This window comes from Catenuloplanes japonicus, from assembly GCF_000717135.1.
GTDB lineage: Bacteria > Actinomycetota > Actinomycetes > Mycobacteriales > Micromonosporaceae > Catenuloplanes > Catenuloplanes japonicus.
The window spans coordinates 698866-725564 of sequence record NZ_JNXY01000001.1 but is presented as its reverse complement, the minus strand read 5'-3'; the positions used below and the strand labels follow the sequence as shown (position 1 = coordinate 725564).

The 26699-nt window shown below is 70.5% G+C and carries 20 protein-coding genes; 10 read left to right on the top strand and 10 right to left on the bottom strand.

The window, feature by feature from the left end:
* The first annotated feature begins 114 nt into the window (after positions 1-114).
* Positions 115-1773: a sialidase family protein gene (locus tag OP04_RS03380; RefSeq protein WP_033337825.1), complete on the top strand. Its 1659-nt coding sequence runs from the start codon at positions 115-117 to the stop codon at positions 1771-1773.
* Between the two features lie 41 nt (positions 1774-1814).
* Here the strand turns inward: OP04_RS03380 and OP04_RS03375 are convergent, their stop codons facing one another.
* From OP04_RS03375 to OP04_RS03360, 4 genes are all read right to left on the bottom strand, one after another.
* Positions 1815-3833 carry a glycoside hydrolase family 2 protein gene (locus tag OP04_RS03375; RefSeq protein WP_033337824.1) on the bottom strand — a complete coding sequence of 673 codons (2019 nt, stop codon included), beginning with the start codon at positions 3831-3833 and terminating at the stop codon, positions 1815-1817.
* Between the two features lie 126 nt (positions 3834-3959).
* Positions 3960-4808, bottom strand: coding sequence for a carbohydrate ABC transporter permease (locus OP04_RS03370; RefSeq protein ID WP_033337823.1), 849 nt, complete (start codon positions 4806-4808; stop codon positions 3960-3962).
* Positions 4801-5664 carry a carbohydrate ABC transporter permease gene (locus OP04_RS03365; protein WP_085066169.1) on the bottom strand — a complete coding sequence of 288 codons (864 nt, stop codon included), beginning with the start codon at positions 5662-5664 and terminating at the stop codon, positions 4801-4803. Before OP04_RS03365 ends, OP04_RS03370 begins: the two co-directional genes overlap by 8 nt.
* Before the next feature lie 5 nt (positions 5665-5669).
* The gene (locus tag OP04_RS03360; RefSeq protein WP_033337822.1) at positions 5670-7037 is read right to left on the bottom strand and encodes an extracellular solute-binding protein; all 1368 of its coding nucleotides are present in this window, start codon (positions 7035-7037) and stop codon (positions 5670-5672) included.
* A gap of 127 nt (positions 7038-7164) precedes the next feature.
* On the opposite strand from OP04_RS03360, the gene OP04_RS03355 reads away from it, so the two are divergent.
* The 3 genes from OP04_RS03355 (at position 7165) to OP04_RS03345 (ending at position 10306) form a co-directional block, all read left to right on the top strand.
* Positions 7165-8190, top strand: coding sequence for a LacI family DNA-binding transcriptional regulator (locus tag OP04_RS03355; RefSeq protein ID WP_033337821.1), 1026 nt, complete (start codon positions 7165-7167; stop codon positions 8188-8190).
* A gap of 130 nt (positions 8191-8320) precedes the next feature.
* Complete coding sequence (locus OP04_RS03350; RefSeq protein WP_198153672.1) at positions 8321-9139, top strand: helix-turn-helix domain-containing protein; 819 nt, start codon at positions 8321-8323, stop codon at positions 9137-9139.
* Between the two features lie 39 nt (positions 9140-9178).
* Positions 9179-10306, top strand: a complete 1128-nt coding sequence (locus tag OP04_RS03345; RefSeq protein WP_051797005.1) for an acyl-CoA dehydrogenase family protein — start codon at positions 9179-9181, stop codon at positions 10304-10306.
* Positions 10307-10319: 13 nt separating this feature from the next.
* Here OP04_RS03345 and OP04_RS03340 read toward each other — a convergent pair whose 3' ends face one another.
* Positions 10320-11831, bottom strand: coding sequence for a GGDEF domain-containing protein (locus tag OP04_RS03340; RefSeq protein WP_033337819.1), 1512 nt, complete (start codon positions 11829-11831; stop codon positions 10320-10322).
* 269 nt (positions 11832-12100) lie between these two features.
* Complete coding sequence (locus OP04_RS03335) at positions 12101-13099, bottom strand: esterase/lipase family protein (protein WP_033337818.1); 999 nt, start codon at positions 13097-13099, stop codon at positions 12101-12103.
* A gap of 309 nt (positions 13100-13408) precedes the next feature.
* Between OP04_RS03335 and OP04_RS03330 the strand changes: the two genes are divergently transcribed.
* On the top strand, positions 13409-14563 hold the full coding sequence (locus OP04_RS03330; RefSeq protein ID WP_033337817.1) for a cobalamin-independent methionine synthase II family protein: 1155 nt from the start codon (positions 13409-13411) through the stop codon (positions 14561-14563).
* 50 nt (positions 14564-14613) lie between these two features.
* Complete coding sequence (locus tag OP04_RS03325; RefSeq protein WP_033337816.1) at positions 14614-17127, top strand: ATP-binding protein; 2514 nt, start codon at positions 14614-14616, stop codon at positions 17125-17127.
* Here OP04_RS03325 and OP04_RS56750 read toward each other — a convergent pair.
* Positions 17060-17866, bottom strand: coding sequence for a LysR substrate-binding domain-containing protein (locus tag OP04_RS56750; RefSeq protein WP_157239185.1), 807 nt, complete (start codon positions 17864-17866; stop codon positions 17060-17062). The two genes, OP04_RS03325 and OP04_RS56750, sit on opposite strands and share 68 nt — an antisense overlap.
* Before the next feature lie 704 nt (positions 17867-18570).
* On the opposite strand from OP04_RS56750, the gene OP04_RS03315 reads away from it, so the two are divergent.
* A complete protein-coding gene (locus OP04_RS03315; RefSeq protein ID WP_157239182.1) occupies positions 18571-19164 on the top strand; it encodes a hypothetical protein in 594 nt (197 codons plus the stop codon).
* Between the two features lie 118 nt (positions 19165-19282).
* On the top strand, positions 19283-19738 hold the full coding sequence (locus tag OP04_RS03310; protein WP_157239180.1) for a hypothetical protein: 456 nt from the start codon (positions 19283-19285) through the stop codon (positions 19736-19738).
* Between the two features lie 162 nt (positions 19739-19900).
* Here OP04_RS03310 and OP04_RS49095 read toward each other — a convergent pair whose 3' ends face one another.
* A complete protein-coding gene (locus tag OP04_RS49095) occupies positions 19901-21700 on the bottom strand; it encodes an eCIS core domain-containing protein (RefSeq protein ID WP_085066168.1) in 1800 nt (599 codons plus the stop codon).
* Positions 21701-21937: 237 nt separating this feature from the next.
* Between OP04_RS49095 and OP04_RS03300 the strand changes: the two genes are divergently transcribed.
* Complete coding sequence (locus tag OP04_RS03300; protein WP_033337812.1) at positions 21938-22621, top strand: histidine phosphatase family protein; 684 nt, start codon at positions 21938-21940, stop codon at positions 22619-22621.
* Positions 22622-22657: 36 nt separating this feature from the next.
* Here the strand turns inward: OP04_RS03300 and OP04_RS03295 are convergent, their stop codons facing one another.
* Positions 22658-23449 (bottom strand): alpha/beta fold hydrolase, encoded by a 792-nt coding sequence (locus OP04_RS03295; RefSeq protein ID WP_198153670.1) that lies wholly within the window; start codon positions 23447-23449, stop codon positions 22658-22660.
* Here OP04_RS03295 and OP04_RS03290 point away from each other — a divergent pair, their 5' ends adjacent.
* Positions 23450-24583 carry an AraC family transcriptional regulator gene (locus tag OP04_RS03290; RefSeq protein WP_198153669.1) on the top strand — a complete coding sequence of 378 codons (1134 nt, stop codon included), beginning with the start codon at positions 23450-23452 and terminating at the stop codon, positions 24581-24583.
* On the opposite strand, the gene OP04_RS03285 is transcribed toward OP04_RS03290, so the two are convergent.
* Positions 24548-26440 (bottom strand): peroxidase family protein, encoded by a 1893-nt coding sequence (locus OP04_RS03285; protein ID WP_051797001.1) that lies wholly within the window; start codon positions 26438-26440, stop codon positions 24548-24550. The genes OP04_RS03290 and OP04_RS03285 overlap by 36 nt on opposite strands.
* Positions 26441-26699 lie beyond the last annotated feature (259 nt).

Sequence of the window (26699 nt, the reverse complement as noted above, 5' to 3'; positions counted from 1 at the left end):
ACTGATTGGAAACAATCTCTGCAACGATGGCAAAACTCGCGTTCGCGGTCTTGCAACGATGGCAAAACAGTTGCATGGTAAGGGGCATTCACGACGCGCTATGGAGGGCACCTCATGGAGGCATCCGCTTTGCCACGCCCGCGATCGAGAGCCGCGGCCCTCGCCGGCCTGCTGCTCGTCCTGGCCGGTTCCGCCGTCGCCGTGGCCACGCCGGCCGCGGCGGCCCAGCCCGGTCAGGTGCTCTACTCCCCCGACCTCGGGGCGTTCCCCAACGGCACCGCCGGCTACCCGCGGGCGATCCGGGTCGTCAACGACGGCTCCGCTAACCAGACGATGCTGGCCACGTTCGCCCGGGGCGGGCACAACGGCCCGACCACGCTGCCGATCTACCGCAGCACCAACGGCGGCACCAGCTGGACCCAGATCTCGTCGCTGTCGTCCAACACCGCGGGCTGGGACCTGGAGGCGCCGACGCTGTTCGAGGTGCCGCGCAGCATCCCGGGGCTGAACGCGGGCGACATCCTCGCGGCCGGCACCGCCTGGCACGTGGGCGACTACACCACGCAGAAGGTGGAGGTCTTCAAGAGCACGAACCAGGGGCAGTCCTGGCAGTACCTGTCCGTCTGCACGCAGACGTCCGGGCTGCCGAACACCTGGGGTCACGGCATCTGGGAGCCGACGTTCCTGGTCGCGGACAACGGCACGCTCGCCTGCTTCATCTCGGACGAGCGGCCCGCGAACTCGGCCACGAACAACCAGATCATCGGGCACTACACGTCCACGAACGGCGGCGTGAGCTGGAGCAGCACGATCACGCAGGACGTGGCCTTCCCGGCCGACAACCTGCGGCGACCGGGCATGCAGACGTTCGCGGAGCTGCCCAACGGCCAGTTCATCATGTCGTACGAGATGTGCCGCGACGCCACGAACGCGGACCACGCCTGCGAGGTCTACGTCAAGTTCAGCGACGACGGGCTGAACTGGGGCGCACTTGGCTCGACCGGCACGCTGGTCACCACGACGGACGCCCGCGAGCTGCTGCACACGCCGTACGTCTCGTGGCAGCCCGGCGGCGGCCCGAACGGCACGGTCCTGCTCTCCGGCCAGCGCGTCGTCTCCGGCCCGACCGGCAACAAGGCGGTGCTGGCCGAGTCCGGCACCGTGCTGTTCCAGAACACCACCCTCGGCCAGGGCCCCTGGACCGAGCTCGAAGCCCCGGTGCTGGTCAACCCCACCGGAGGGTACGCCCCGGGCGTGCCGTCCTGCCCCGGCTACTCCACCCCGGCGATCCCGCGTGAGGACGGCACCACGTTCCTGTACCTGGCGGCGACGCTGCTGCAGGGCTCCCAGTGCCAGCTGCGGTTCGGCATCGGCACGCTGCCCGGCCCGACCGGCCAGATCACCGGCCCGGCCGGCAAGTGCGTGGACGTGGACACGAACACCGCGGACGCCGGCCGGGCCGTGCAGCTCTACACGTGCGGGATCGCGACCGGCCAGCGCTGGTCCCGGTCCGCGGACGGCACGATCCGGGCGTTCGGCAAGTGCATGGACATCACCGCGAACGGCTCGGCGAACCTCAGCAAGGTCCAGCTGTGGGACTGCCTGCCCGGCGCGCCGGCGCAGCAGTGGGTGCCGCAGTCGAACGGCAGCCTCCGCAACCCGCAGTCCGGGCGTTGCCTGGACCTGCCGGAGGGCAACACCGCCGACGGCACCGACCTGCAGATCTACGACTGCAACGGCCTGTTCACCCAGGTCTGGAACCTGCCGGCCTGAGTGCGGAGTGTGCGGGGCCGGCATGACCGGCCCCGCACGTCTCAGACCGTCGGGTCGTCGCCGATGTGCGGCGCGGTGCTGCGGTCCACGTCGATCGCGGCCCGCGCCGCCACGGTCCCGTCCGCGGTGACCGCGGTCAGGTGCAGGCGGCCGGAGGCCCAGCCGTCCGGCAGCGTCGCGGTGACCGTGGCCGGGTCGCTCAGCGTGAACGGCTTCGCCTCGACCGCCGGGCCGTCGACCGGCTCGGTCACCGGCTCGGTCGAGTAGACCGTGCCCCAGGCGGTGCGCACCCGGCCGGTGAACAGCTCGGTGCCGTGGTGCGAGACGTGCACCGCGACCTCCGCCGTGCCGCCGAGGACGTCGCGGCCGGGCGCGACCGGCAGCAGGTCCAGCACCAGCGTGGTCGGCGCGTTCACCGCCGCGGGCACGGCGCCGCCGAGGTCCTTCGGCTCGCGGTCGAACGTGAGCAGGCCGGCGGACTCGTGCTCGATGTCGTAGAGCTCGGTGTAGACGTAGCCGGAGAGCCGGTCGTACCGCCGCAGCTCCTGGGTCTGCCAGCGCAGGTGCCAGCCGCGCTCGACGCTGGTGAATCCGGTGCCGTACTCGCTGTTGAGGTTCGGCAGGCCGCGCAGCGGCTGACCGGGCACGGCCAGCGCCTTCTGCACCACGAAGTCCGGGCCGAGCTTGACCGGGAAGTCGTCGCGGGCACCGCGCTCCAGTTCGGCGAGGGTGCGGGCCCAGCCGGGCGCGCTCTCGTCGTAGTAGTGCCAGTCGAGCAGGTCGGTGCGCACGTGCGTCCAGCCGGAGTTGTCCACGATCGGGCGGGTGTGGTCCAGCGCGGCCAGTCGCTCGTAGGCGGCGACGACCGCGTCCTGCTTGGCCGGGTCGCCGGGCACGTCCCAGTCCAGGCCCCACTCCTCGTTGTAGAGGCCCCAGATCACGATCGCGGGCGAGTTGCCGTCCCGGTCGACCATCGGCGCGATCTGGTCCTCGAACGCCACCGTGGACGCGGCGGTGAACGTGCCGGTCGACGCGGGCTCGCACCACAGCAGCATGCCCATCCGGTCCGCGTGGTAGGCGAACCGCGGGTCCTCCAGCTTGAGGTGCTTGCGGACCAGCGTGTAGCCGAGGTCGCGGGCGAGTTCGAGGTCGCGGGCGAGCGCGTCGTCGGTCGGCGCGGTGATGCCGGTGCGTGGCCAGTAGCCCTGGTCGAGCACGCCCTTGACCCACAGGCGCTCGCCGTTGAGCAGGATGTCCTCGCCGTCGGTCCGCACCCGGCGCAGTCCGGTGTAGCCGGTCACCCGGTCCTCGCCGTGCGGGGTCTCCAGGATCACCTCGACGTGGTAGAGGTGCGGGTCGGCCGGGCTCCACAGGCGGGGCGCGGCGATGTCCAGGCGGGTGCTGCCCTCGCCGTCGTCGTCCAGCGTGACCTGGAGCTGCCCGACCATGACCGTGGCGCCGGCCGCATGCGCGCCTGCCGCCCGTACCCTCACATCGATGCCTTTGAGGTCTTCGGACGGACGCAGCTGCAGTGACGTGAGGTGGGTCGCCGGGCGGGCCTCCAGCCACACGCTCTGCCAGATGCCGGAGGAGGGAGTGAAACACACGCCGTCGTAGTCGGTACGGGGCACGCTGCGCTGTTTGCCGTGCGCGATCTCCCGCTTGTCGGCCGGGGCGTCGACCCGGATGCGCACCTCCTGCTCACCGGCACCGGTCAGCGCGTCCGTGATGTCCGCCTCGAACGGCGTGTAGCCGCCGCGGTGCCGTACCACCTCGGTGTCGTTGACCCAGATGACGGTCTCGTGGTGCGCGGCGCCGACGTGCAGCACGACCCGCTCGCCGGCCCACTCCGCCGGGACCGTGATCGTGCGCCGGTACCAGCCGGTCTGCTGCCAGTGCGCCTCGATGCCGGACGCGGGCGTCTCCCAGGCGAACGGGACCGTGATCGTCCGGTCGAGCGTCGGCTCGCCGAAGGAGAAGTCCCAGGCGCCGTTCAGGCTGAGCCAGGCGTGCGAGCGGTCGAAGTGCGGCCTCGGGTACTCCGGGCGTGGGGTCGTCATTGAGCCTTTTTCAACGTGGTCCCAACCCATGGACATCCGTCCCGTTGACTCCTGCGTAGCGTTGACCTGCTCGCCAGGTTGAAAATTGCTCATTGATGGTCGCTTCCTGTGAGTGGTGGGGGGGGGTCAGCCCTTGACGCTGCCGGCAAGGATGCCGTTGATGAAGTGGCGTTGCAGCAGGACGAAGACGACGAGCAGCGGGATCATGGCGATGCTGCTGGCGGCCAGCAGCTCGCTCCAGACGGTGGCGAAGTCGGCGCCGATCCGGTTGCCGGTGATGTTCTGCGCGAGCGTGGAGAGCACGACCTGCAGCGTCTGATGGCGCTCGTCGTTGACGGCCACGACCGGCCAGACGAAGTCGTTGTAGACGTTCATCATGGTCAGCACCGCGAGGCCGGCCAGGCCGGGACGGATGATCGGCAGGATGATCCGCCGGTAGACGCCGAACTCGCCGGCGCCGTCGACGCGGCCCGCGTCCATCAGCTCGTCCGGCACGGCCGCGATGATCTGCCGCATCCAGAAGATGCTGAACGCGTCGATGCTGCCCGGCAGGATCAGCGCCTGGTACGTGTTCACCCAACCCAGCGCGCTCATCTCCAGCAGCAGCGGGATGATCAGCACGAGCGTGGGCAGCATCAGCGTGAGCAGCACGAGCCCGAAGAGCAGGTTCTTGCCGGGGAAGTGGAACTTGGCGAACGCGTACCCGGCGAGCGGGCAGAAGAACATCGTCATGCCGCCCTTGATCGCGAGCACCAGCGCGGTGTTCGCGAAGCCGGTGCCGATCGGCACGTCCGCCAGCATCGCGCGGTAGCCGTCGAGCGTGGCGCGGCCGAGGCCGAAGCCGAGCGGGTCACTGATGATCTCGGCGGCCGGCTTGAACGAGGAGCTGACCGCCCACCAGATCGGATAGAGGAACAGCAGCGACAGCGCGCCGAGCAGCAGATAGGTGACGACGCCGGGCCGTTTGTCATTCATCGTGGGCTCGCAGGAGTCGGACGGAGACCAGGGACAGCGCGAAGACCAGGATCACCAGCAGGAACGAGTTGGCCGCGCCGGTGCCCAGGTCGGAGGCGGTGATGTGGTCGTAGAGGTAGAGCCCGGCGGTGGTCGTCGAGCCGAACGGGCCGCCCTGGGTGACCACGAACGGCTCGGCGAACATCTGGAACACCGCCAGCGTCTGGATGACGAGCAGGAACGACAGGCTGCGCCGCATCAGCGGCACGGTCATCGACCAGAACTGCCGCCACCGCGAGGCGCCGTCGATCTCGGCCGCCTCGTAGACCGGCGCCGGCACCGACTGCAGCCCGGCCAGCAGGATGATGATCGCGAAGCCGGTGGTCTTCCACAGGAACAGCAGCGCGAGCGTCGGCTTGGACCAGGCGGTGCTGGTCAGCCAGCCGACGTCCGGCAGGCCGACCAGGTTCAGCGCGTGGTTGACCAGGCCGTGATCCTGGTCGAAGACCACGATCCAGACCTGGGCCATGGCCACCAGCGGCGTGACGAACGGCGCGATGAACGCCACCCGGAACGCGCCGCGCAGCCGCAGCCGGGCGTTGGACAGCAGCACGGCCGCGCCGAGTCCGGCGACCATCTGGATCGGCACGACCAGCAGCCAGATCACCGCGCTGTTGCCCAGCGACGCCCAGAACTCCGGGCTGGTCAGCAGGTAGGTGTAGTTGTCCAGGCCGATCCAGCGGGGTTCGCCGGCCCCGGTCCAGCGGGTGAGGCTCAGCCGTAGCGCGTACGCCAGCGGGTACGCGCCGAAGGCCGCGAAGACCAGGAGAAAGGGCAGGATGTAGAGGTACGGCGTGAGCCGGCGGGACAGGGTCATCGACGTCAGGCCCGGTCCACCAGGTTCCGCTGAATCTGCGTCGTCGACTCCGCGATCACGTCGTCCGGCGTCATCTGGCCCTGGATCAGCCGCTGCAGGTTGTCGCCGAGGTAGTCGACGGACTTCGCCCACCAGGCCGGGATCGGCGCGGCGGCCGGGATGGTCTTCGCGGCCTCGGTCGCGACCTTCCACAGATCCTGGCCGCCGAGCGCCTCGATCGGCTGGAACAGCGGCTTCGCCGGGTCGGCCGCGGGCAGGTAGGCCGGGATCGAGGTATTCAGGCCGCCGGGGTAGGTGGCGCTCGGCCCGTACACCGAGCTGATGCCGTCGGTCTTGACGGTCATGAACTCGTACAGCCGCCAGGCCAGCTCCGGGTTCTTCGCCTTGGCCGGGATGACGAAGCTGCTGCCGCCCATCGCGCCACTGCGCGCGCCGCCGGGCGTCCAGGCCGGCAGCGGCGCGGCCCGCCACAGGCCCTTGGTGCGGCTGAGCAGCGTCTGCGGCGCGAAGTCGAACCAGATCGCCCACGGCACGAACGCCTGGGTGCCGTCCTCCAGCGCGGCCAGGTCGGCCGGCTTCAGGTAGGGCGTGTGCGTGACCAGCTTGTCGTCGACGGCCTGCTTGATCCAGGTGAAGATCCGCCGGTACTCCGGCGAGTCGAGCCGCAGCGCGCCCTTGTCGTCGCTGAGGCTGGTGCCCTGCTGGTTGGCGAGCATCTCCAGCCACAGCTGGCCGAGGAACGGGTCGGCGTCGAGGTGGATCGGCTTGGCCTGGGCGTTGCGCTCGCGCAGCGCGCGGGACGCGGTGAGCAGGTCGTCGTAGGTGGCCAGGCCCGCCGGGTCGACGCCGGCCTGCTCCAGCAGGTCGGCGCGGTAGTAGAGCAGGCCGGGGTTGAGGTCCCACGGCACGCCGAAGACCTTGCCGTCCACGGTGTTGACGGACAGCTTCTGCGGGGCGATCTGGTCCCGGTACGGCGCGATGAGCGCGCTCAGGTCGTACAGGTGCTCGGCCTGCCCGGCGATCTTCGCGTCGTCCCAGAACGAGCCGTCCGGCACGCCGGCGCCGGAGATGAGGGTGTTGGCCAGCTTGGCGTCGATGTCCACGGCCTGGTGGTCGACGGTCACGCCCGGGTTGGCCGCCCGGAACTTGGCGATCGCCGCGTCGAAGACCTTGAACAGGTCGCCGGAGCGGCTCCAGATGGTGATCGACCCGCTGAGCGGCCCGCTGTCGGACGCGGTCAGCGCGGTCGGGGACGAGTTGTCGGTACCGCCGCAGGCGGCGAGCGCACCGCCGGCCGCGGCCAGGGCACCGGCGCCGGCGGCACCGCGCAACAGGGATCGGCGGGTCAGGGCGGAGTGGATGGGCGTGCTCATGGCAACTCCAGGTGTTTGAGCTGGTGGCAGCTCTGCATCGTTGCAGACAGACTGCACGCAACTCTGCAGCGATGCAAGACCTAAGATCGTCGTGTTCGGGGAAGGCCATCCGGGGAGGAACGAACAGATGCGCGACGCGACACTGCGGGACGTGGCCGCGCGAGCCGGGGTCTCCATCCGCACCGTGTCGAACGTGGTGAACGGCTACGCCCCGGTCTCCGACGCGCTGCGGGTCAAGGTCGAGGCCGCGCTCGCCGAACTCGACTACCGCCCGAACCTGATCGCCCGCAACCTCAAGCAAGGCCGCACCGGCCTGCTCTGCCTGGTCGTGCCGGAGCTGGACGTCCCCTACTTCGCCGAGCTGGCCCGTGCGGTGATCGCCTCCGGCCGCGAGCACGGGTACGCCGTGCTGGTCGACCAGACAGACGCGGACCCGGACCGCGAGCGCGAGCTGCTCACCCGCAACTCACGCCTGGCGCTGTTCGACGGCCTGATCCTCAGCCCGCTCACGCTCAGCGCCGACGACCTGCGCCACCGCGGCAACCGCACGCCGATCATGCTGCTCGGCGAGCACATCTTCGACGGCAGCTTCTCGCACGTCGCGATCGACAACGTGGCCGCGGCCCGGGACGCGACCACGCACCTGATCGGGCTCGGGCGGAGGCGGATCGCGGCGATCGGCGACCAGCCCTATGCGACCGGGGACACCGCGCAGCTGCGTACCGCCGGGTATCGCCAGGCTCTTGAGCGGGCCGGGATCCCGCTCGATCCCGCGCTGATCCGGCCCACGGTCCACTTCCACCGCCGGCTCGGTGCGGCGGCCGCGCTGGAGCTGATGGCGCTGCCCTCGCCGCCCGACGCGATCTTCTGCTACAACGACCTGCTCGCGCTCGGTGCGATGCGCGCGCTGACCCGGGCCGGCATACGCGTGCCGGAGGACGTCGCCGTGATCGGCATCGACGGCATCGAGGAGGGCGAGTTCAGCACGCCCAGCCTCAGCACGGTCGTCCCGGACAAACAGCAGATCGCCACGCTCGCGGTCGGCGGCCTGGTCGCGCTCATCGACGGCACTACGGGCCCGATCCCCGCGCCGGCCGAGATACGCGCCGGGCACACGCTGCTGGTCCGGGAGAGCACCGTCGCCCGGCCGTAGCACGGGGAGGTCGCGGACAGCGGTTCCCGGAGTTCACCGCCGCCTGGCAGCGCAGGATCACGGATGATCAGGGTCTGGCTGTTATTTTTCGGGCCAGGCTGGAACCGCGACGATGGGAGATCCTTTCCAGGTGATCCCAGGCAACGATCTCGGCACAGCGCTACGGCGCTGGCGTGAGCGCGCGGACCCGCCACCGGGCGGGTCCTGGTCGCCCACGCGTCGGCGCACGCCAGGAATGCGCCGGGACGAGCTGGCCGCCGCGGCCGGTGTGTCCGCCGAGTACGTCAAGCGGCTCGAGCAGGGCCACGGGCGGCCGTCCGCCCAGGTGCTGCACGCGCTCGCCCGGACCCTGCGGCTGTCCCGCGCCGAGTACGAGTACCTCTGCTCGCTCGCCGGGCACGTGCCGGCCCGGGTCGGCCGGGTGCCGTACGAGGTGGGTCCCGGCACGCGGCGCATGCTCGACCGGCTCGGCGACATTCCGATCTGCGTCATGGACGCGGCCTGGACCGTGCTCGCCTGGAACACCGCCTGCGAGGCGATGTGCGCCATGTCGAGCATCCCCGACGGACGGGCGCGCAACCTGGCCTGGCGTGCCTTCACCGGCGCGGACGGATGGGCCCCGCCGGGGTCCGAGTCGGAGCTGCGTTTCCAGTACGCGATCGTCGCCGACCTGCGGTCCACCGCGCTGCGGTATCCGCACGACGAGTGGCTGTCGGACCTGGTCGCCGACCTGCGGGCGGCGAGCGAGTCGTTCGTCGCCATGTGGGAGTCACGGGTGGACTACGCGGAGCGGCCTCACCAGCTCACCCGGCGCCATCCGGTCGTCGGAGAGCTCACGGTGGACTGCGACATCGTGACGATCCACGAGGGCGACCTGCGCGCCATCGTGTATACCGCGGAACCCGGCTCGCTCGACGCCGTCCGCCTGGCCGCCACCCGCCTGGGCTGACCTGCATTTTCCCCCTGCACGAAGGATGAATCACCTGTCATGAACGAGATGTTGCTGGATGCTGCCCGCAAGACGGTGCCGACGCTGCTGGAGAACGCGGCACGCACCGAACGCGAACTGAGGCCGGCGCCGGACAGCGCGGCCGCGGTGCGGGACGCCGGGCTGTTCGCGCTCACCGTGCCGCGCGCGGCGGGCGGGCACGAGGCCGATCTGCGTACCCTCGTGGACGTGCTCGCCACGCTCGGCAGCGGCTGCCCGTCCACCGCGTGGGTCGTCGGCCTGAGCGCCGTGGGCAAGAGCGTGAACCGGCTGATGGTGCCGGAGGCGGCCCAGGACGCGATCCTGGCCGACCCGGACGCGGTGGTCTGCGCCTCCGCCGTGATGTCGCAGGCTTCCACCGGGGTACGGGTGCCCGGCCGCCTGCGGGTCTCGGGGCGGTGGGCGATGGCGTCCGGTTCCGAGCTCGCGTCCTGGGCCGTCGTCGGACTGCCGATGCCGGACGGGATGGCCATGGTCGCGATGCCGCTCTCCGACCTGTCGGTGGAGCAGACCTGGAAGGCCGCCGGACTCGCCGGTACGAGCAGCCACACGCTGGTGGCCGAGGACGTCTTCGTGCCGGACGGGTTCGCGAGCTTCCCGGACGCGGCGAGTGCGGCGCAGTCGATCCCGCCGGTGCTGCTCTTCGCCGGTGGACTGGCCGCGCTCGCCCCGATGATCGGGGCGACCATGGGGGCGCGGGAGCTGGTCGCGGCCGCGATCGCCGGTGGCCGGGCGCCGTACATGACGACCTACGCCCGGGTCGCGGACTCCCCGCTCGGGCGGTACTGGTTCACCGAGGCGGCGCGGCGTACCGACTCGGCGATGCGGCGTGCCGTCCGGGTGGCCGACGTCCTCGACGCGCTGCCGCCCGGCGGGCAGCTGCCGATCGCGGAGCGGATGGACCTGCGCATCGAGCTGTCCACGGCCGCCCGGGAGTGCCGTGAGGCGATGGAGCTGCTGCTCGACCTGCACGGGGCGAGCGGGTTCGCGGACGGCAATCCGCTGCAGCGGTTCTGGCGGGACGTCGCGGTCGGCACCCGGCACCCGTTCTTCACGCCGTACACGCTGGCCGAGGACCACGGCCGGCTCGCGTTCGACGTGCTGCCGACCGTGTCGCTGATGCTCTGACCACCGGCGCGGTTCAGTGCTCGTCCGGCAGCCACGCGTGGTCCGGACGGGCCCGGACCGCATCGGTCAGCGCGCCGGCGTAGAACTGCCAGCCGCTGGTACGCATCCGCTTGGCCGCGTACATCGCCTGATCCGCGCGGTGCATGAGCTCGGTCATCTCCACCCGTCCCGCCGCGACCGGCTCGGTCATCGCGATGCCGATGCTGCACGAGATGGCGGTCGTCCGGTCGCCGACCGGGACCTGCCGGGCCGCCGCGGTCCGCACGATGCGTTCCGCGACCGTGACCGCCTCCTCGGTGGTCGCCACGTTCAGCAGCACGGCGAACTCGTCGCCGCCGAGCCGGGCCGAGATGTCCGCCTCGCGCGTGCTCTGGTGCAGCAGGTCGCCGAACGCGACCAGGACCGCGTCCCCGGCCTGATGCCCGTGCACGTCGTTGACCTGCTTGAAGTCGTTCAGGTCGATCATCAGCAGCGCGAACTGCCGCTCCGGCTCCGCGGCGGCCAGGCCGAGCTCCTCGTAGAACCGGGCCCGGTTCGGCAGCCCGGTCAGGTCGTCGTGCGCGGCCCGGCGGCTCGCGCTCTGCTCACGTTCGAAGCGCGCGTCCGTGGTGCGCACGAGCCGGCCGATCACGACCAGCGTGAGCAGCAGCGACAGGCCGAGCCGCACGTAGCCGGCCGGGGGCGACTCCGGGATCCAGATCGCCATCGTCGCGACCGGCAGCATCAGCACGGCGGCCAGCCACACGGTACGGCCGGCGCCGAGCCGGCGCAGCGCGACCGCCTGCGGGCGGGAGACCCGGCGGATGGACGGGTGCAGCGACGCGGCCGCGATGCCGAAGAAGCCGATCAGCACCAGCGCGTCGTTCAGCGCGCCGACGAACGCGGAGTGCCCGGACGCGAACAGCGCCCGGTAGAGGTCGCAGGAGAAGACGCCGGCCAGCGCGAGACCCAGCATCCACAGCCCCGGTGTCCGGCGCCGGCTCGCGGCCACGAGCTGGATCGACGCGACCACCGCCACCACGTCGAAGGCGGGCTTGATCCCGTCCAGCACGTCCAGCAGGTGGCTTCCGCCCGGTTGCCACAGCATCGGCTCGACGATGACGATCCAGGACAGCAGCGCGGAGACGAGCACCACGACCAGCGCGTCCGCCCTGGCCGGGTCGTCCCGGTCGGCACGTCGCTGCCGGATCAGCGCCGTGAGCGCGCTCGCGATCAGCAGGTATCCGGCGATCTGTGCCAGGTCGCTGGCCAGCGCCGCCGTCTCGTCGCCGTCCGTGACGTCGTTCGGCAGCAGCAGCGCCAGGAAGAAGCACAGCTCGGCGGCGACTATCGCCAGCCACGGCCGCCGGTTCGCCGGCGTCTGGTTGCGCATCAGCCCGACCACCGTGCCCGCGATCGCGACGACGATCGCGACCAGGTAGGTGTAGTCCGCCACGTCGCCGCCGGTCAGGTTCGCGACGGCGATCGCGGACGCGCAGAGCCCGGCCAGCAGCCAGGAAGGCCCGTTGGATCGGAACAAACCCACCAGAGCCACTACTTCCGCGGTACGGGTCACGCCTACCCATTCGGCCGCGGAGGGTCGCCGTTTAGCGGGTCGCGGGGTGGGTGGGGCGTGCGGGCCCCACCCACCCCCGGGTTCAGGCGGGCGCGGGGTCGGACTTCTCCGTGGGCATCATCGCCCAGAGCACGGGTCTCCATGGTTGCGGCGCGGGGCACCGCACGACATCGGGGAACGCCCCTGTCAACACCCCTGGCCCGCGGGAGCCACGCCGGCTACGTCGCACGCGGTACGGCTTACCGGCCGGCGTAGACGTACGGCCGCAGCGCCGGCTCCGCCGGAAGCACCGGGGCCGCGCCGATGGCCGCCATGGCGGTGGCGAGGAACGTCGCCAACTCGGTCGCGACGGTGTCCGGGTCGGCCCCGGGCATGAGCGTCTCGTCGCACACGCCGGCCGGCAGCGCGCGCGGGTCCGCGGGACCGGGCCGGGTGATCGCGTTCATCGTCAGCGCGAACGCCACCGGGTCCACGGTGCCGATCTCGATGTGGTCGGCGGTGTTGTCCGGGCACACCTGCTGGAGCAGGACGTTCGCGACCCGCCCGGCCGGTCCGCGCAGGTCGGTCGTGCCGGTCGGGGTGACGAACTGGTCGAACGTGGTCGACAGCGAGGTGTACGCGATCCCGGGGAACGTCTCCGCCCGCGAGTTCGTCGCCTCGACGAACGCGGACGCCGTCCTCAGCTGCAGGCCGAACGCGGGCCCGCCGTCCGCGAACAGCAGATCGTTCTGCGTGCTGCCGTGGTTGACCGCCGCCAGGCCGACGTAGTCGGCGACCATCGGCCGCAGGTCCGGCCAGAACCGCAGCGCGAAGCGGGGGCTCAGGCCGCCCTGGCTGGCGCCGATCACCGCGATCCGCCGGCCGCTGATCCGATGGGCATGGCGGATCGCATGCACGACGTACTCCGCGGAGACCTGCACGTCGCCGACGGAGGCGCCCGGCAGCGTGACCGCGCAGTACGGGTGACCGATCCGGTCCAGCGCCGCGAACCAGTTCCAGGAGAACGACTCGGCGGCGCCGACGCCGGTGCCCGGCACGAGAAGGGCGACCTCCCGGTCCGCGTCGTACGCGGACGGCGTGCACCGCACGGCCGCACGCAGATCGGCGGTGGGCACGGACAGGCGTGGCCCGGGGCGGTCGAGCGGTGCATACGGGCCGGGGCCGGCGGCAGCGGCCGACGCGGGCCCGACGGCCAGCGCGAGCAGCGCGACGATGACAAGTGTCGATAGGCGATACATGCCCCGACGCTACAAATTGACGTCGGCGTCAGGTGCAACCCCGGAGCCGCACCATGTCGTACGCGTCACAGGCCGGCGTGTCCCGAAATGGGACAGCCCGAGCGGCGGCACCACCGCCCGAGGTGCGGCGCCGAACGCCGTCGTCACCGTGCGCACGGGCATTCTCAGCGATGCGTGTTGCTTCATGTGCGGATATGAAGAATCGATCACTCCTGCCACAATGAATGGCAATTGAAGATCCTTTCGTTACCGCACGCCGAATTGTTCAATGCGCCCTGAGAATAGGGGCGGCAAGGAAGGGAAGAAACATTGCTAGACCGTATTACGACCACTCATGCCGGTAGCCTGCCGCGGCCGGAAGATTTGCTGAGCCTGGTCATGGCCAGGGAGGCCGGCGCAGATGTCGACGAGACCAGGCTGCGCGACCGGGTGCGGTCGGCGGTCGAGGAGGTCGCCCGCCGGCAGGCGGCGGCCGGCGTCGACATCCTCAATGACGGCGAATTCGGCAAGGCCGCCTACTTCACGTACGCGACCGAGCGGCTGACCGGATTCGTCGAGGGCGTTTCGATAGAGGAGGCCACCGGCTGGATGGCGGTGGCGATCCGCGATTTCCCGGACTTCGCCGAACGGCTCGCGACCGTGATGGCACCGGCCGCGGGCATACGGCTGCGTGCCTGCGAGGGGCCGGTGTCGTACGTGGGGCATGCCCCTTTGCAGGCTGATATCGACACCCTGCGGGTGGCCGCGTCGGCGGCCGGGACGACGACGGCGTTCCTGAGCTCCGCGTCGCCGGGCCTGATCGCGCAGTCAACCCCCAACCGGCACTACGCGACGGAGGAGGACTACCTCACCGCGCTCGCCGAGGCGATGCGCACCGAGTACGAGGCGATCCACGCCGCCGGGTTCGTGCTGCAGGTGGACTGCCCGGACCTGGCGATGAGCGCCCCGGCGTTCGATTCGGTCAAGGACTTCCGGCGGCACGTACAGATGCGGGTCGAAGCGCTGAATCACGCGCTGTCCGGCATTCCGGCCGAGGCCGTGCGCATGCACGTCTGCTGGGGTGGCGGCGAACTGCCCCGGACCACCGATGTCGGACTGCACGACATCGTCGATCTGCTGCTCGCGGCGAAGCCGGCCGGCGTGATGCTCATGGCGGCGAACGCCCGCCACGCCCACGAATGGCAGGTGTTCGAGGATGTCAAGCTGCCGGAGGGCACGTATCTTATCCCGGGCGTCATCGACATCGGCAGCAACGTCGTGGAGCATCCTCAGGTGGTGGCGCAGCGCCTGGTCCAGTATGCGGGGGTGGTGGGCCGGGAGAACGTCGTCGCCGGCACCGACTGCGGGTTCGGGCCGGTCGCGGGCATGAGCGCGGTGGTGCCGACCGTCGTCTGGGCGAAACTCGAGGCGATGCGCGACGGCGCACGGATCGCCACCGATCGGCTGTGGCGCTCGCGCGTCTGAACGCCGCGCGACGCGCGGGCGCAGAGACCCGCCGGTGACCGTGAAGGAGCATGGTGCAGAACGACGGCCGGGCCGGGGACGCCGAATCGGCAGTGCGGCGGCTGATGGCGGCCGGAACGGCGGCGGGGCTCGCCTCGGGCGATCCGGTGGCGATGGTGGCGTCGTTCGCCGAGGCGCAGCGGGCTGCGGGCGAGGGTCTCCGGGCCGCGGTGGAGCTCGCGCGGGCGCGCGGCCTGAGCTGGCGGGCGCTGGCCGACGTGCTCGGCATGCCCGCGTCGACCCTGCATCGGCAGTTCGGCCAGGGCGACGCCCTCGCGACGGCGCCGGGCACAGCATCGGTGCCCGAGGCGCGCCCGGCCGGCCTGCCGCCCAGTGCCGACCTCTTCGTCGGCCGTCTGCGCGAACTCGCCGACCTGCCCGTCCTGCTGATCCGCTCGCCGGTGGTGAGCCTGGTGGGTCCGGCCGGCGTCGGCAAGACGCGGCTCGCCCTGGAAACCGCCCATCGCATCCAACCGGCCTTCCCCGCGGGCGTCTGGTGGGTGGATCTCACCGTGGTGACCCGCGAGTGGCTCATCGGCCCGGCGGTGATCGCCGCGGCGGGTCCGGCCCACGCCGGGCGGGAGGCCCGGCACGTCGCCGCCGAGGCCGCCAAGGCAGGCCCGCTGCTGCTCGTGCTGGACAACTGCGAGCACCTCATCGAGGCGGTGGCCCGCTTCGTCGCGGACCTGCGCGCGGCGGTGCCGCACCTGCGCGTGCTCACGACGACCCGGGAGGCGATGCACGCCGCGGGCGAGACGGTCATGCCGCTGGCGCCGCTGCCCTCTCCCGGCCGGCGCCCCGGCGAGGCGCGCGGCGCGGACGTGGTCCGGCTGTTCGCCGCCCGTGCCCGCGACGTCAAGCCGGACTTCGACGTCGACGGGTGGGCCGACGTCATCGCCGGCATCTGCGAGGCGCTCGACCGTCTGCCGCTGGCCGTCGAACTGGCCGCGCGGCAGAGCGACCTCCTCGCGCCGGACGAGTTGCAGGCCCGTCTGGCCGCACCCCTCGACCTGCTCACCGACCGGCACCGCAGCCTCCGCTCCGCCATCCGGTGGAGCTACGACCGGCTCGACGACACCGCCAAGGTGGTGTACGCACGCCTCTGCATCCTGCCCGGCGGCTTCGATCGGCACACCGCCGCCGCCGTCACCGCGGACCTGGGGCTGACCGAAACGCGGCTGTGGGCGCTCCTCGCCGGCCTCGCCCGCACGTCGATGGTCGTCGCGTCGCCCGGCCGGTTCCGGATCCTGGAGTCGCTGCGCTCATTCGGCCGGGAGATGCTGGCCGGGGACGACCTGCTGGCGGCGCAGTCCGGGCTGATCGAGTGGCTGGCGACGTTCGAGCGGCGGCTGTCCGTGACCTCCTGGGGAAGCGCCTTCACCGCGCAGGACAATCAGATGGCCGACGAGATGGACAACGTCCGGTACGCGGTGGACGTCGCCGAGACGCTCGGTCACGCCCGTCATCCCACGCTCGTGCTGCTGCTGGGGAACCTGCTCAGCATGCGCCAGCAGCTGGCCGAGTCCAGCCTGCTGCTCGCCGGTCTGGCCGGCGACCCCCGGGCGTCGGCCGCGGACCGGGCCTGCGCCGCGTGGATAACCTCGGTCAACGCAGGCCGGCTCGGCGACCTGGAGGCGGCGACCCGGCACGCGGACGACGCCGAGGCGCTCGCACGGTCGGCCGACGATCCTCAAATGCTGACGGCGGCGCTGATCAGCGTCATGATCGCGCGTGGGATCAACGGCGACCTCGCCGGGGGAATCGACGTCGGCACCGCACTGCTCGGCCGGCTTCGCGCGAACCGTGACCACGGCTCGCTCGGCCGCGTCCTCACCATCCAGGCCTCGTTGCTGATCGGCCGCGGCGATACCGAGGCCGCCCAGGACGCGGTCACCGAAGCGCTCGCGCTGCACGACGACGACGCAGACCTCACGCTGCCGATGGCCGACCGCTTCGCCAACCACTGGGCCGCGTTCCTGCTGTCCACGGCCGCGGACGTGGCGATCGCGCAGGGCGACGACGCGACGGCCGCCGAGTACCTCACCGCCGTGCTGTCCGGCCGCTTTCATCACCACCACGCTGTCGTCGGCGCGCTCCAGTGCCTCGCGTTCCTCGCGGAGCGCCAGGGCCGGCATGCACGTGCCCTGACGCTGGCGGCCGGCCTGACCGGCATCGGCTATCAACGCAACGGGTTCCGGGACGCACAACTGTCGGCGGTGATGCGCGCCGCGGAGCGTGCCCTCGGACCGGCGGCCGCCCTGGCCGCCGCCGATCTGGGCCGCGCCCTCACCATGACGGAGCTCAAGGGGTACGCCGTCCACGACACGATGCCGGCCGGCTCACTCACCGCCCGGCAGCAGCAGATCGTGCGGTACGTGGCCGACGGCCTGACCAACGCGCAGATCGCCGCGAGGCTCGACATCAGCGAGCGGACGGTGGCCAGCCATCTGGCCGGCATCAGACGGAGGCTCGACCTCCGCAGCCGGATCGACGTCGCGCTCTGGGCGACGCGGTACAGCACCTGATGCGGGAGCGCCGCCGCCATCCGCATCGCGCATGGGACGCATCCGCGAACCGCGTTGGTAGGCGGCCTGGCGGACCGGCACCTTTGCGGCCATGTTCGATCTGTCTGTCATCGACCTCGCCCGATGCAGGCCCAGGCGCGCGCTTCTGCCGGCGATCGGCGTGCTGCTGCCCGCGGCGCCGGCGTCGGCGCACCCGCTCGACGCCTACCCGCACGCGGCGTACCTGACACCAGCGCCGGGAACGATCGGCATCGAGATCGGCCTGTCCCCCGGGATCATCGTCGCCCCCGATGCGCTGACCGGCCTTGACCCCGACGCCGACCGGCAGATCACCGACGCGGAGGCGCGCGCCTTCGCCGGCCGCGTCCTCGCGAACCTGCGCGTCGAGGCCGACGGCACCCCGCTCCTGCGGCTCGCCTGGCAACGCCGGCGCCCGAGCGACCATCCGCAGCCGCGGATCATTCTCGGCCTGGTGCTCGACGAGACGCCGGGGAAGCGTGGCCACGAGGGCGGTGCCACGCACCGCGTGCACCGCCGCGGTGAAGTAGGTGACCCGTACCGCGGCGATCCGGTTGTGGCCCAGGTTCTGCGGCCAGTGCTCGATCATCGGCTGTTCCTGCGACACCACGTTGACGGTCACGTGGCGGGCGGCCACGTACTCGGTCAGCGAGAAACGGTCCCGGACCGGATGGTCGCGGTCGACCACGCAGACCACGTCGTCGGTGAACAGCTGCTCCATCGCAGCGGAGCCGACGGGCGCAGCACGGACAGGGCGATGTCGGCCCGGCCTCGCTCCAGGTCCGCGTAGCTGTCCCGGTCCCGCTGCTCGAAGCGGATCTCCTTACCGGGTGCGGCGTGGAGCAGTTTCGGCAGCGTGAGGCGGTGTCCCGCTTCGCCGGGTCCGGCGGGCGCCGGGACCGCATCCGGCGTGGTGGGCGGGGGTCGGCGGCACGTGCGCGGCCCGCAGCCCGGCACCGGATCGGGCCTGCATCGCTTCGCAGGCACAAGAAATCGTTTGCCGGAAGCCTGAGCGTCCACATTCGACTGTCCGGATCCTGACACCGGAGCAGAGCCCGCCGCGCCGGCCGCATGCCTTAATCGCAGAATTCGGGCCGAAGGATGATGAGACCCGACCGATAGGGCGAACCTTGCCAACTCCGGAGATTGCGTCCGGCCGAATCGGACGATCTTCCCAGATCGGCGCACGGCGACCGGATCCCGCATTTATAGATGATCTTGACCGTCATGGGAATAGCTTCCGAACGAGCGAGCACAGTGGACTTACGCAAATGTGAGGCATAGACATCGGTCGTACTCACTATTAGGTTTAAGGCAATCGACGGCAGCCGCTTCGCAGATTTATTTATCTGTGAAGCACAATTGCCGTGCCCTAGACTTGAAGGGGTCTAAATGCGCTCTCGCGTAGGGAAAGTCCGGCACGTAGTGGCAGTCACCGCCAGTGTGCTGGCATTGGCGGGCGGGACTCTGGTTGCCGCCGGCCCGGCCAGCGCCGCCACCGGTTCGTCCGAACTGTCGATCATCAATGTCACCAGCGATGGCTTCACCATCGTGCTTCCCGACAGCCGGACCGGCAATTCCGCGGCCGCCGAGACCGTGACCGCCTTCCACGGCTTCAGCAGCTTCAAGAACGTCGTGATCCAGTCGCAGGGCTTTGACCTCGAAGGAACCATCAAGGGCAAGATCAGGACCCACGACTACAAGGCCATCTACAACGTCTACAACCTGCCGTACTCGGCGGGCTTCAGCGTGTGGGGTGCCCGCTTCAAGGCGGACGCCAGCCGGAGCGTCCTGAAGCAGACCTTCGAGGAGTCGAACACCGTCGACGTCGACATCGACGTCACGTTCCGGGTCGCGGCCGCCAATCTGAACGGCGTCTCCACCCTTCGCATCGGGTTCGAGACGCTGCGGCTGGACGTCAACGGCACGACCAAGGACTTCACGGTCGTGAACGGCGAGTCCGGCGGCGCCAAGGACCAGAACAACAACGACATCCCGGTGGACTTCGAAGAGTTCTGATCGAGCGTCCGGACGAATCGTCCGGCTGACCTGACGACAATTGCGTGACGAAGGCGGCGATTGGTGCGACACCAGTCGCCGCCTTTCGTTCTTTTCAAAAAGGGGCAAGATGCTATTCATGACGAGGACGCCGGCCCGTATCGGGTCGTCCGTGGCGGCCGCCGCGGCGCTGCTGCTCGGTGACTCCACCGCCGCATCAGCCGCCGCGGACGCGCACTTCGTGCCCGAGGCGACCAAAATCAGGTGGAACGGCACCACCGCCACCGTCACCTTCCTGGAGGTGGACGTGAACCTGGATGCGAACGCCACCACGATCTCGGCCCGGGTCAGCGCCGCGGTGGACGCCGTCTGCACGAACGAGGAGTCGACCCTGGAGATTCACCGGACCGCGTCGTCCCTCCGGACGAGCGACTACCTGATCAGCTTCGACGGCACCGTCCCGGGCCCGGCCACGGTGCCGCTCAGGGTGCAGGGCCTGGAGGTCAGCGGCTACACCTGCGCGGTCGAGCACATCTCCATGACCGTCGAGCTGGAGGACTTCTGGACCGGCGCGACCCTGACCCACCGAGCCTGACCCGCCCCACGGCCGGACGGCGACCGGCTCGGGACGCTCGGAGCCGCGGATACCGCAGGTGCCGTCAGGGCCTGGTATTCACGGAGAGGCTCGCCGAGCCGGTCACGCCGGTGGAGGCCCCCGCGGGCGAGCCGGAGCCGGCCCGACCGGTGAGGACCAGGATCAGCCCTGCTCATAGGGTGCATTATTGAGCGGCATTCCTGGATGGCCCAGGAAAGGCACGCTCCCGCCCTTTTGGACAAGCTGCGCCATATAGAATTTCCGCATCTTCTGCAGGATAACCGCGTAGCTATCGGCATTGGCGACGTGCTCATCGGGACTGAGCCGGTTGAACCCCGGCTGGTCGCTGTAGAGGATATCCCTTGTGGAAGATGTCGCATGCGTGATCTCGTGCACCAACGAATGGAACGCACCGGAATAATCATCCGCCCGGATGCGATCCGTCGACATCCGAAGCGAGATCGGGGAGTAACGCCCAGGGGCCGCGGGCCGGGTGGTCTCGAATCCAGTCGCGGCCGGCGCTATCCGACGGGCCCAGGGCCCGAAACTCTTCTCCCTCCATGCCGCCAGATTCGGGCGCATGGCGTCTGGGTCACTCTCGATCGACGACCGGCTGCCCGTGGTATGACCGTCTGGCGTCAGCAGCCACCAGCCATCGGCCGGCGCGGACGCCAGGCCTTCCACATGGCCTTCATTGCCTCCCGGCATCTTCTGGATCGTGAGTCGGGTAGCGTCGAACCAATCGAGCGCCCGATCCAGCACATTGCGGATGGTCGCCAGGCGAGCGATATAGTCCGGCCGGTCACTTAGATTGCCGAAATTATCCAGCAGCCTCTGCAACTCGCCGGCCAGGGCCACAAATTCGGGCGATAGCCCGGTTCTCCCCAGAGCAATTCCGATCAAATCCGCAGCAGCGCCCGAGGTCACCCGCAGGATCGTCTCCGCTTCCTCCACCAACTGACGGACAAGACTACGCCGATACGAATTCATGTACTTCGCATAGGGCCGTTCGATCCGGATGCTCTGCCCAGGGCGATGCGACTCGATCTCCACGACCGAGGAGTACAGGGTTGGGATCTGCCGGTAATCCCACAGGGTCACCGCCTGCACCATCTTCGTGGACCAGTCGTCCCCCTGCTGCTTGACGCCCCCCAGGTGGTTCAGCACCGCGTCTTTTATGACGGCCGCATAGCGAACATCATCCGGATCCATCCCCTGATCAATATAGATGGCCAGAGACATTCTCGAGTCTTCGATCAGGTCATGCCACCAGTTGGCGTCCGCCAGCTCCGGATCAATTCTGAGCACATCGAGAACCTGTTGCCACATGCTGTCCTCAGGCGACAGGTGCTGGTACAGGGGATGCACGGTGGCACTCGGCCCGATCCCCTTCACCTGGATGGTTCGCTGCACCGGGAGCAGGCCGCCGGCGTTGTCGCCCGACACGGGTTCGGCTCGCTGCTCATGCCCGGCCGCGGTTGACTCGGCCGCGCGCTCGAACCGGTCGGCCGGATCGCTGAGGTGCACTCCCGCGGTCGCGGTGCCGGCCACCGGGCCCCGCCGCTGCTGGACGACATGGGTGAGTTCGTGGGCGAGCGTCTCGCGGTCCGGGTTCGGCTCGCTGAGCACGACATGCCGTCCGGAGGTGTACGCGCGAGCGTCAAGCATCGTTGCCGAAAGCCGTGCGGCCGCGTCGTCGTGCACCCGGACGTCGTCGAACGGCGCGCCCAGCCGTTCTTCCATCTCCTGCCGGACGGCGCCGTCGAGCGGGCGTCCGGGACCACGCACGGCGGCACGCACCAGGTCATCGGCGGCTCGCGGGGCGAACGCGCCCTTCGCGACGAGCCCGGCCAGCGACAGTTCACGTGGGGGCGGCAAACGACGGCCTTCGGCGGTTCTACCCTCCGGCGCGGCGGACCGTTCATCCCCCGACCGCGCGGCCTTCGAAACACGGATGGACATCGAGCAAACCCTACCGGCTCGGCGACCACAGTGGACACCACCGCATCCGGATTTTCGGCAGGCGTGCCCTCACACGCCTGCCGCAAACCCGGATGCGATGGGATCGCCACCGCGACGGTGGTCTGCTGGTCCGGCCGGACCGTTCTCGATGATCATGTCGGTGATCCCTGCGTCGCCTCGCGGTAGCGTCTGAGGCCGGAGCGCTGCGGCAGCGACGACCGCGAGGGAGGGCACGCGGTGCGGGAACTCGTCCTGGTCCGGCACGGGCAGAGCGTGGCGAACGCGGCCTTCGCCGCCGCGATGTCCGCCGGGTCGATCGACAGCGGCATCACCGGCCGGGACGCGGACGTGACGCTGTCCCCGCTCGGCCGGACCCAGGCGACCGCGCTCGGTGCCTGGCTGGCGGGCACGGGCGCGGCCCACCGTCCTGACGCGGTGGTGTGTTCGCCCTACGTGCGCGCCGTGCGGACCTGGGAGGCGGCGCGCGATGCCGCACCCGGTCTGCCCGCCGCGGTCACCGACGCCCGCCTCGAAGACCGGCACATGGGCGTTCTGGAACTGCTCACACCGGCGGCGATCACGGCGCGGTTCCCCGAGGAGGACGCCCGGCGGCAGCGCGACGGCGAGTTCGGCTGGCGGCCACCGGGTGGCGAGTCGTTCGGTGACGTCGTGGCGCGCTTGCGTCCCTGGCCGGCCGAGGCGGCGTCCCGGTACGCGGGTCAGCGGCTGTGGGTCGTCGCCCACGACGCGGTCGTGCTGATGCTCCGCCTGCTGATCGAAGACCTCACCTTCGACGACATCGCCGGCATCATCGCCGCCGGCCCGGTGGCCAACACCTCCCTCACCCGATACGTCGCCCGGGACGGGAAACTGACGCTCGCCGAGTACAACGGCGTCTCCCACCTGCAGACCATCGCATAGCCCGGCCTCGACGAACCGGCGGCGAGGGACAGCGCGCTACGGGTGCAGGATCCGTGCGGCGGCGTTGCCGAAGGCGGCAGGCTCCTCGACGTGTCCGAAGTGGCCGCTGTGCTCGAGGAACGTCATCCGCGCGTGCGGGATGTGCTCGGCCAGGAACTCGCCCAACCGGGGGCCGCAGAGGAAGTCGTGGCGGCCGGTGATGATCACGGTGGGCATCGTCAGCGTGCCGAGCGTCTCTCGTGTGTCGAACGGGACGGGGTCCGATGCCGTCGCCGGCTCCCGGAAGAATCTGATCCCGGACACGAAGGGTGCGAATTCGGCGCGCCGCGCCCAGAAGTCGGCGAAGTAGACCGGCACGGCCTCGGCGAAGAGCCGGCTCACGGAGGCGTCGTCAGGGGCCGCGAGTGCCCGCTGGAACGCCTGGGGCACTGATTGGGCTTCCGGAATGCCGGGGTGGTTCCCGGGATAGGAAGCCAAGGCGGCCGACGCGCCGGACCAGAGATCCGGGCCCGCGGTCGGCGCCGTGGAGTAGAGGATGAGCCCGGCGACGCGGTCCGGCCGGCTCAGGGCGTACGACTGGGCGACGAAGCCTCCCGCCGAATGGCCGAGAAGGTAGACCGGTTCCTGCCCAAGGTGGTCTATGACCGCGCCGAGGAATCGGACATACGTCGCCAGGTCGTAGCCGGCGGGCCGGCCGGACCCGCCGGTGCCGACCGGCTCGACATACACCACCGTGAACCGGCTCTCCAGCTCCGCGGATCGGAGGTAGGACCAGTACAGACCGGGCCCGCCGGGATGCGCGACGCAGACCGGCCCCTGTCCGGCCACGTGGTAAGCCTGGCGGACACCCTGAAACCGGAGCTCGTGAACGCCCTGCGCCAACGGGCTCACGTCCACGCCTGCCACACCCATGAAACCTCCATCGATATCGACGATGCACTGCCACTGGTATTCCAGCAGGGGACGCGGACGGCGGGCCATGCTCTGCCCTCTCGCGTAGATACGGCTTTGTCTTCACGGGCCTGGCGTACCATCGCCGCGATGGACGTCATCGACGATGTGGTCGCCACCGCGAGGGCCGGCCGCGCGGTGGCCCGGCGTAACCGCTATGCCGGGGCGTGGGGCGTCCGTTTCCCGGCGATCAGAGGCGTGGGACTGCATGTTGTCCGGCGAGGGGCGCCGTGGCTCATCCCCGATGGGGACTCACCGATCCCGCTGGGAGTGGGCAGCGTCGTCTTCGTACCGCATGGGCGCCGTCATGGTTTCAGTGATCTTCCTGTCGCTTTCGGAGAGCTGCCGGGTGGCCCGTCCGAGGCGCCGGATCCCGATTCCTTTGATGTCGACTTCGTCTCCTGCTGCTACCACCTGGATCGAGGGCACGGGCACAACCTGCTCAGCGGCCTGCCGGACATCATCGCCCTCACCGTGGACGACGACCGCTCCTCGGCGTTGCCGATGCTGGCCGATCTCCTCGGCGAGCATGCGGCCGGCTCGCGACCGGGCAACGCGGTGGCGCTCCCGGCCGTCGTCGATCTGATGCTGGTCCATCTCCTCCGGCTGTGGCACGACCAGCGTGGCCGCGGTGACTGGCCGGCGACCCCGGATCCGCGCATCGCCCACGTGTTGCGCGTACTCCAGGAGGCCGGTTCCACGTCGTGGACGGTGCAGCAGCTCAGCGCGCTGGCCGGGTTGTCCCGGGCAGCCTTCTCCCGCAGATTCACCGCGGTGACCGGCGTGGCACCGGGTGCCTATCTCACCGGGTTGCGGCTGGGCCACGGCGCGGAGCTGCTGCGGTCCACGCAGTTGACGCTGGCCGACATTGCGCAGCAGACCGGCTATTCCACCGAGTTCAGCTTCTCGGCCGCGTTCCGGCGCGAGTACGGCGTGTCTCCGGGTCGCTTCCGGCACCGTGAGACACGTGAGACCTCACCGCCGGCCGGTGAAGAAGACGTCGTGCGGTAGCTGCGCGCATCCCACGTCGGTGTTGAGCGCGATGAGCTCCGCGAGCGACCTCTGATAGTCGATGCCGAAGCGCTGGCGAATGCTCAGGAGCACCGGGTCGTTCAGGTAGAAGAAGCGGTCGCCGTCGCGCGTCGCCTCGAACTGCCGCTTCCACATCGCCAGCTGCAGCTCCCCGAGTTCGCTGCCGGGCACGTGCGGCTCGGAGAAGACGCCGGTGAAGGCGTCCAGTTCCGCGGTCGTGCCGTACACGGCCTTGAGCCTGGCGGCCAGAGTCGTGCGCCGTTCACCGGTCACCGCCCGCTCGCTGCCGGGCGGCACCGGGTTGCCCCTGTCGTCGAGGACCCGGACGAAGTCGAGGCTGTCCGGGTCGTTGATCTCGTCGCCGGGGGTCAGTTCCGGGTCGCTCGGGAACGCGTCGCTGCGTTCTCCGGTGATCGACGTGAAGGTGGTCTTCGGTGCCAGGCCGTACGTCTCGCGCATCTCGTTGTAGCCCGGCATCCCGTGATCGCGTCCCCGGGCGACGTCGATCGCGGAGACGTCGAAGATCGCGACCTGGCAGCCCGCCTCGGGGAGATGACATCCGACCGGCCGCTCCAGTCTGATGTTGCGGGTGAGGTCGCCGACCAGTTCGTCGTTCTTCGCCTCCGGCCGCTGCGTCAGGCCTTGCAGCAGCGGCCCGAGCCCGAGCTCACCGACGAGTTCCGGGTTGAACGCCGCGACCGACGGCGGCACGGTCACCGTCACCGTGCCGCCGCCGGCCACGACCACGAGCCCGCGTGCGCGGAAGGCGTCGAGTTCCGCCGGTGAGTAGCGGTCCTCGGCGACCTCGACGGAGAAGTCACCGCGCGCCATGCTGTGCGCCCGGAACCCCACCGTGATGAACTCGTTGCCGGTCCCCGGATTCACGGCCGGCCGGTAACCGCGGTACGGGGCCAGCCGCACGCCCATCGCGGGCAGGAACTCCTGATAGGTGATGTACTGCTCCAGCGCGATCACGACGCGCCGGGCGACCTGGAACTTGGTCTCCTCCGCCAGCGCGGACGGCAGCGCGTCCACGATCCTGTTGTGTTCCCGGGCCAGCAGGGTCTGCACGGCGGTGAGCCCGAGGTTCTCGCCCGCCCTGATGTCGCCGGCCACCACTCCCTTCTCGAGCAGACGGACGCCGGGCGAGTCCACAGCGGGTGCGGAGGCGGCGTCGCCTCGCGCGTCCCGGCGCGGGAGCAGGTTGCCCGGCATCATCAGCCGGGCCCCGTTGTTGCCGAGGTCGCCGTCGACCGGGCCCTCACGCATCCACTCCAGCCGCTGCGCGCTACCTCCGTAGACGGCGAAGGCGTCGACGTACGCGCTGTTGACGTTCAACGGTTCGCGCGGGGCGGTGACGCCCGAGCCGGGCACGACCTGGCTACGCCCGGCGGGCACGACCGGCACGGTGGCCGTGACGTTCTCCAGCGGATCGGCGGTGTCGAAAGGAATGGTCAGCGGGTCCGCACCGTCGACGCGCAGGCCGACGGTATGGGTGACGAACTGCGCCCACACCTGGGCCCACTGGCTCAGGCCACGCTCGCTGTAGAGCTGCTGCCCGGCGTCGTTGAAGATGCGATTGCTGACGTACCGGGGAGACGGTCCGCCGACCATCGCTCCCACCCCGTCGGTGTAGCGGGCCGGCGCGACCCGTGGATATTCGGTCGCCGCCTTGCCCCAGTCCGGACGGTCCTTGTTGTTTCCGCTGCCGTCCAGGCTCTGCCACTCGACCCCGCGCAGCGGGTCCCCGCTCCGCGCGGACGCGGGCGCCGCGGAGACCGTGGTCGTGACGAGTGCGGCCGTGGCGACCGCCGTCCACCAACGCTTTCGGGACATCGGCGTTCCTTTCGTCGGAAAATGGTGCGCCCTCTGGACCGCGGTGACGCCGGCCGTCCCGGTGCCGGCCCGCGAGCTCGGCGGGGGAACGGAGAGGTCTGGGCGCGCCGGCACCACAGGGACCGGCCGGTGGGGCACCGCGTCAGCATAACCGGACTTTACCCCGCTTAGCTAGATCCCCAAAGGACCACCGGCATGAGGGGGTACCGATGAACGGCGAAGCCGCGGCGCGACGCGGCAGATGCTGACGACGGACGCG